Raw genomic sequence first — 6,873 nt, forward strand, 5'->3', positions numbered from 1 at the left:
GCTTTCGAAGCGATCCTGCGCCACTTGCCATAGGCTGGCGGTCTCGCGCAGCTTGCCCTCTCCCTTCGCCGTCAACTTCGCCAGCCGGTTTCGTTTGTCGTCGGGATCGACATCGAGAACGACCAAGCCATCCCGCTCAAGGGGCTTGAGATTGTGCCCGAGGGCGGAGCGGTCCAACACCAGGGATGCGGCAAGCTGTCCCATCGTCGGGCTGCCGAGACGCGCGATATTCAATAGAATCGAGCGCTGCGTGGCACGCAGACCTGTGGGCGCCAGCAACGAGTCATACAGCTGCGAGACGCGACGGGTCGCCTTCCGCAAAGCGGTGTTGTTGCACCGGTCGCCATCGCCGAGGTTCAAGGCGTTTTTGTCGGGCTGACCGCGCGCGGGCGACTCTTTCGGCAAATTCCCTACTCCTCGGCACTCGTCCGACCGGCCGAGAACGCCGGCGACGCATGCCTCGAGTCCGACCGGCTTGAACGCACGCACGACGGGCGTTCGGTCAAACCGTGCATCGTACCCTGATTCAGACAGAGGACGAGTATGTGGGCACATGCCCAAAGGTGCCAGGGCCTGTGCATCAGATCTGTCGGTCTCAAGCGGGAGAGCGGGAGGAAGCGCCTCGAAGAAACGGGCATGTGCCCGTATCATCGCACCTTGTTCGAGGCTGATGAGGCATCGCGCCCCGGCGTCGCTCACCGTTTTGACTCGGAAATAGAAGCACGCGGAGACGGGGCCGCCTGCGTTTGGTCGATCCGGGCCCCTCGAGCTTGAAGTAGGGTCCCATTGACGGGTGAATCAATCGCCGACGCGATTCATTCCAGCCCGATCAGACCCTAGCGCCCGGCATGGCCTGACATTTCGGCCCCGGCATTGGCCGGCAGGCGAAAGGCCAGGAAAGCTGCCGGCAGCATGACGGTCGCGACCACGAGGAAGGCGAAAGAAAAATCCTCGAGCCGCGGATGCGGCTTTCCAGCGAGGGCCCCGGCAAGCCCCAGCGCGGCCGCTCCGAGGGTGACACCGATGGTGAGCGAAAGCTGCTGCAGCGTGCTGTAGAAGCTGGTGGCGCTGCTCATTCGGCCTTCCGGAATATCGGCATAGGCGACCGTGTTGTAGGCGGTGAATTGCAGCGAGCGGAAGACACCGCCCAGCAGCAGCACGCCGTAGATCGCGGCGAGCGGCCAACTGGGGCGGAAGGCCGCCGTCAGTGCGAGCACGACGGCCGAGATCGCCGCATTCCAGCCCAGCAGATTACGGAAGCCAAAGCGCTGCAGGGCCGGCCGTGCGACCGGCTTGGTGACTAAAGCCCCCGCCGCGCTCACGAAGGTCACGAGCCCGCTATGGAAGGCACTGAGCCCAAAACCGATCTGCAGCATGAGCGGCAGGAGGAAGGGCAGCGCCCCGATGCCGATGCGAAAGAGCGAGCCTGCACTGACCGATACCGCAAAGGTCGGGATCTTCAGCAGGCTGACGTCGAGCAGCGGATAGGGGTAGCGCCGCGCATGGCGCAGATAGCCGAGGGCCGCCACAAGACCGACCCCGGTCAGCGCGATCGCGAGCGATGGCGGCAGCGCGCCGCGCCCGAAGGAGGAGAGCCCCATGATGAGGCCGGCCATGCCTATTCCAGCCAGGACCTGGCCGACCAGATCGAACTGGGTCGCCTCCACCCGCTCGTCCCCCCGGATGAAAAGCGTCACCAGCAGTACGCCCAGGATGCCGATCGGAATATTGATGAAGAAGATCCAGTGCCAAGAGAGCGCCGTGACCAGGAAGCCGCCGACCGGCGGCCCGATCACCGGGCCCAGCAGCGCCGGCATGGTGAGCCAGGACATGGCCGCGACCAGATCCTTTTTGCCGACGCGGCGCAGCAACAGCAGGCGCCCGACCGGCACCATCATGGCACCTCCCATCCCCTGCAAGATGCGGGCAGCCACCAGCATGGCGAGACTGTCCGAGATGCCGCAGAGCACAGACGCAAAGGTGAAGACGATGATCGCGGCGCGAAAGACGATGCGCGCGCCGAAGCGGTCCGCGATCCAGCCGCTCGCCGGAATGCAGGCGGCGAGGCTGACCAGATAGGAGGTGATCGCGATGTTCATCGTGACCGGCGAGACGTCGAATCCCCTGGCCATGGACGGCAGGGCGGTCGCGACAACGGTCGAGTCCAGATTTTGCATGAAGAGGGCGCTGGCGACGATCAGCGCCGTGGCCCGCATCGCCGATGGCAGGCCGCGCCGGGCCGGTTTTACTCCGGCAGCCGAAGCCGCCGGAGTCGTCGTTTCGTCAGGCGTGGAGCTGGTGCCGGACCTGCTCCACCGGTCGTCCGCCAAGCCTTAAGCCTCCACCTCGGTGCCGTCCTGGCTCCAGCGGGTATGGAAGCTGCCCTCCTTATCCAGCCGGCGATAAGTATGGGCGCCGAAATAGTCACGCAGGCCCTGCAGCAGATTCGCAGGTCCCCGGGCGCGGCGCAGGCCGTCGTAATAGGCGAGCGCCGAGGAGAAGGCCGGCACGGCCACCCCGTTCTGCACGGCGAGGACGATGACACGGCGCCAGGCATCCTCGGCCTTCACCACCGCATCCCGGAAGTAATCATCCAGCAGCAGGTTGGAGAGGTTGGCGTCGCGGTCATAGGCTTCCTTGATGCGGTCGAGGAAGCGGGCACGGATGATGCAGCCGCCGCGCCAGATCGTCGCCATGTCGCCGAGCGTCAGATCCCAGCCGTATTGCGCGGAGGCGACCGCCATCTGCTCAAAGCCCTGAGCGTAAGCCACGATCTTGGAGGCGTAGAGCGCATCCCGGATGGCGTCGATCTCGGCGCGCTCGGGCTTGCGGGTGGAGACCACCGGATGCGGCAGCTTCTTCTCGGCTTCCGCGCGCATGGCGCGACGGCCGGACAGCGCACGGGCGAAGACCGCCTCGGTGATGGCTGTGACAGGCACGCCGAGTTCGAGCGCGTTCTGCGCCGTCCAGCGGCCGGTGCCCTTCTGCTCCGCCTCGTCGACGATGCTGTCGACCAGCGGCTTGCCGGTGCTGTCAGTCTTGCGCAGGACGGCGGCGGTGATTTCGATCAGATAGCTGTCGAGATCGCCGGCTTTCCAATCCGCGAAGATATCGCCCATGGCCTTGGCGTCCAGGCCGTAGAGCGTCTGCATCAGGTCATAGGCCTCGGTGATGAGCTGCATATCGGCATATTCGATGCCGTTATGGACCATCTTCACGTAATGGCCGGCGCCGTCCGGCCCGATATAGGTACAGCATGGTACCCCATCGACCGAGACCGCCATCTTGGTGACGATCGGCGCGATGCGCTCATAGGCCGCGCGCTCGCCGCCCGGCATCATGGAGGGGCCTTCGAGCGCCCCCTCCTCGCCGCCGGAAACACCCATGCCGATGAAGCGGATGTTCGCGTCCTTGCAGCGTTTGAAGCGGCGGGCGGTGTCCGTATAGAGCGAATTGCCCCCGTCGATGATGATGTCGTCCGGCTCCAGCTGGCCGATCAAATCCTCGATCATGTCGTCCACCGGCTTGCCGGCCTTGACCATGATGATGACCGCGCGCGGGCGGGCAAGCGAGGCGACGAAAGCTTCGATCGTCTTTGACGGGTAGAAGCGGCCTTCCGAGCCGTGCTCGGCCATCAGTTTGTCGGTGCGCTCATGATTGCGGTTAAAAAGCGCCACGCCGAAGCCTTTGCGGGCTGCATTGCGGGCGAGGTTGGCACCCATGACGGCAAGGCCGAGAACGCCGATATCGGCGGCTGCAGTCGCCGGTTGGTCGCTCATTCGATATTCCTCCGAGGAAATACGCTTCTGATGAAGGCAGGCGTCATAAAACAGCGCGCCCGCCAGGGTTTGGATGACGGTCCGAGGGAACCCTAATGCGCTGAGCCTGAGATGCCAGTCTTCCCACCGCATGCCGCATCGGCGATTGAAGCGGTTGCACCGGGTCCAGAGGAGATGGAAGCGGCCCATCGCCAGGGAAAAGTGGTGTAAAGTGCAGCCTCGGCCTTGTTCTGGGCGCCGAGCGGCCACAGCTTGAGCCGAGGCATCACATCCGGGAGATCGCCATGTCCGCCCTGGCCCAAGAGACCTGCGCACCCTGCCGTGGCGGCGTACCGCCCCTGCCCGCCACAGAGGCCCAAGCCCTGCTGCGCGAGGTGCCGGACTGGCGGCTGTCCGAGGACGGCAAGCGGATCGAGCGGCATGTCAAGTTCCGCGACTTTGCATCCGCCCTCGAGTTCGTGACGAGAATCGGCGCTGTTGCCGAAGAGGCCGGACACCATCCCGATCTCGCGCTGGGCTGGGGCTATGTCGCGGTCTCGCTCCATACCCATGCGATCGGTGGACTGCAGCGGGCGGATTTCGTGCTCGCCGCCAAGATCAACGCCTTGCCCCACCCCGGGGCCACGGGCTGAGGAACATCCGATGAAAGCGACCTGGAACGGCACCGTGATTGCCGAGAGCGACGATATCGTGACGGTCGAGGGCAACGCCTATTTTCCGGAGTCCAGTCTGAACCTCGACCTTCTGCGCCGGAGCGACCACACCAGCGTCTGCCCCTGGAAGGGCACTGCACATTATTTCGACCTCGTGGTCGACGGCGCGACCAACCCGAACGCCGTCTGGTACTACCCCGAGCCGAAGGAGGCCGCAGCCGAGATTCGTGGGCGGGTCGCCTTTTGGAAGGGCGTCAAAGTCACGGCCTGAGGCCTGCGATGCGCGTGGGCGGCGCGGGAAGCCGCCGTCCCTCCACAGAGGCCACGGCACGCAGGCCGAGGCTGTTAGAGAGAAAGGCGCCCTCGGCGCGCGCCAAATCCTGCGGCAGAACCGACCGCTCGACCGCTCCTTCGTGCTCGATCAGGAGGGCCCGTGCGATGCCGGGAAGCGCGCCGTCGGCGAGCGGCGGGGTGATGAGCGCGCCCTCCAGGCAGAGGAAAAGATTGGCGGCCGTCGCTTCCACCACGAAACCCTGGGTGTTCAGCAGAAGCGCGTCGTCCGCATCTCGTGACGCCGCCTCCTGGCGGGCCAGGATATTGTCCAGGTAGTTGAGGGATTTGACGCGGCTGAGGGGCGAAAACTCGTTCCGCCGCGTGGCTTGGGCGATGACAAGACGGGCCGCCGGCAAGGTTGCTGGCAGCGGGCTCGCCGTCATGAGAACGGTCGGAAAGACCGGCCCCTGCGGCAGCACGCCGCGTGCGGCTACTCCACGCGAAACGGTGAGGCGTAGCGCGGCCTCGCTCAAGCTGTTGGCGGCGAGTACCGCCTTCATAGCCTCGACAAACGGCACCTCGGGCCGCGGAATGGCAAGGAGATCGAGCCCCGCCTGTAGCCGGGCCAGATGGCGCGGCAGGTGGAGGGGTTTGCCCTCCCGCACGCAGATCGTCTCGAAAACCCCATCGCCGAGGGAGAAACCGCGATCGGCCGGGTCGATCCGGGCCTCCGCCGCCGGGAGCAGTGCACCGTTCAGCCAGAGGATCATGGGCCTTCGTCCACCGTGAGCAGGGCGCGGATTTTCACGCAATGTTCCTCATACTCCGCCGCAGGATCGGAATCCGCGACGATGCCGCCGCCGGCCTGTGCGACCACCTCTTCCGGCGTCACGACCAGGGTCCGGATGATGATGCTGCTGTCCATCGCGCCATCGAAACCAATCCAGGCGATAGCGCCGCAATAGGGGCCGCGGCGGGAGGCTTCGACCTCGTCGATGATCTCCATGGCACGGATCTTCGGCGCGCCGGTCACGGAACCGCCGGGGAAGGTCGCCCGCAACAGATCGACCGGACCCAGACCCGGGCGCAGCCGGGCTTCGACCGCCGAGACGAGATGATGCACGGCGGCAAAGCTTTCCACCGTGAACAGCTCCGGCACCCGGACGGAACCCGTTTCCGCGACACGGCCAAGATCATTCCGCATAAGGTCGACGATCATGAGGTTTTCGGCGCGGTCCTTTTCGCTCGCCACCAGCGCCGTCACCTCTGCGCGATCGGCCGCCGGGTCCGCCCGGCGTGGCCGGGTCCCCTTGATAGGCCGGGTTTCGATCCCCCCGCCGACATCGAGCTTCAGGAAACGCTCGGGCGAGGCACTTGCGATCGCGACCTCGCCGCAGGCGAGAAAGGCCGAAAAGGGTGCCGGGCTCCGTTCCCTCAGCGCCAGATACAGAGCGGCGGGGGCGAGGCCCGGCGGCCTCCTGGCGCGATGCGCCATGGTGACATTCGCCTGGAAGATATCCCCCGCCCGGATATAGCCCAACACGCGGGCGACCCGCGCCTCGTATTCCCCTGAAGTGAGATCCGGCGCCCAGCCGAGACGCGGCAGCGAGGCGAGCGGCACCCTGCCCCCATCCAGCCGTGCGCGAATCTGCGCCGCCCTGAGGCGGGCCCGCCTCTCCCTCCCCTCGCCCAGATCCGGAAAACCGGAGGAGAGGAGCCAGCAGCGTTCCTCCCAGGTATCGAAGGCGAGGATAACGTCATGCAAGCCGATCGCCATATCCGGCAGGCCAGCGACCGCGGGGTGGCGCGCAGGCAGGCGTTCCAGCCAATGGCGCAGTTCGTAGCCGAGATAGCCTACGGCCCCGCCCAGGAAGGGGACCGGCGCGTCGCCGGGCGCAAGCGGAAAGCGGGCGAGTTGCCGGGCGAGCAGAGCGAAGGGGTCCCCCGGCTGCACCACCCCATCCAGCCGCAGCACGCCGCCCTCGGCTTCCAGAACGGAGAAAGGCTCCAAGCACAGGTAGCTGAAACGACTGCGCGGATCGCCCAGTGCCGCGCTGTCGAGCCAGGCGAGGCGCGCATCACCCGCGAAAGACCGGAAGGCCTCCGAGGGCGGACGCCAGGGAATGTCTTCGATGTGAAGCATGGGCGCGCCCTCATACGCCTCCGCG

At 66.1% G+C, this 6,873-nt stretch carries 7 protein-coding genes; 2 read left to right on the plus strand and 5 right to left on the minus strand.

Annotated elements, in window-relative coordinates:
• The 3 genes from VL752_RS18765 to gndA form a co-directional block, all read right to left on the minus strand.
• Positions 1 to 405: MarR family winged helix-turn-helix transcriptional regulator (locus tag VL752_RS18765; protein ID WP_325357563.1), on the minus strand; the 405-nt coding region annotated here is incomplete at its 3' end.
• Between the two features lie 431 nt (positions 406 to 836).
• On the minus strand, positions 837 to 2,216 hold the full coding sequence (locus VL752_RS18770) for a DHA2 family efflux MFS transporter permease subunit (protein ID WP_413788776.1): 1,380 nt from the start codon (positions 2,214 to 2,216) through the stop codon (positions 837 to 839).
• Positions 2,217 to 2,333: 117 nt separating this feature from the next.
• Positions 2,334 to 3,779: an NADP-dependent phosphogluconate dehydrogenase gene (gene gndA / locus VL752_RS18780; protein WP_325357565.1), complete on the minus strand. Its 1,446-nt coding sequence runs from the start codon at positions 3,777 to 3,779 to the stop codon at positions 2,334 to 2,336.
• A gap of 284 nt (positions 3,780 to 4,063) precedes the next feature.
• On the opposite strand from gndA, the gene VL752_RS18785 reads away from it, so the two are divergent.
• Together VL752_RS18785 and VL752_RS18790 are read left to right on the plus strand one after the other, a co-directional pair.
• Positions 4,064 to 4,411, plus strand: coding sequence for a 4a-hydroxytetrahydrobiopterin dehydratase (locus VL752_RS18785; RefSeq protein WP_325357567.1), 348 nt, complete (start codon positions 4,064 to 4,066; stop codon positions 4,409 to 4,411).
• Between the two features lie 10 nt (positions 4,412 to 4,421).
• Positions 4,422 to 4,703 carry a DUF427 domain-containing protein gene (locus VL752_RS18790; RefSeq protein ID WP_325357569.1) on the plus strand — a complete coding sequence of 94 codons (282 nt, stop codon included), beginning with the start codon at positions 4,422 to 4,424 and terminating at the stop codon, positions 4,701 to 4,703.
• On the opposite strand, the gene VL752_RS18795 is transcribed toward VL752_RS18790, so the two are convergent.
• On the minus strand, positions 4,693 to 5,475 hold the full coding sequence (locus VL752_RS18795; protein ID WP_325357571.1) for an aminotransferase class IV: 783 nt from the start codon (positions 5,473 to 5,475) through the stop codon (positions 4,693 to 4,695). The genes VL752_RS18790 and VL752_RS18795 overlap by 11 nt on opposite strands.
• Positions 5,472 to 6,873, minus strand: a 1,402-nt coding sequence (pabB, locus tag VL752_RS18800) for an aminodeoxychorismate synthase component I (RefSeq protein WP_325357573.1), incomplete at its 5' end; no start/stop codon positions are given. The genes VL752_RS18795 and pabB, both read right to left, overlap by 4 nt.

Source organism: Acidisoma sp. (assembly GCF_035492295.1).
GTDB lineage: Bacteria > Pseudomonadota > Alphaproteobacteria > Acetobacterales > Acetobacteraceae > Acidisoma.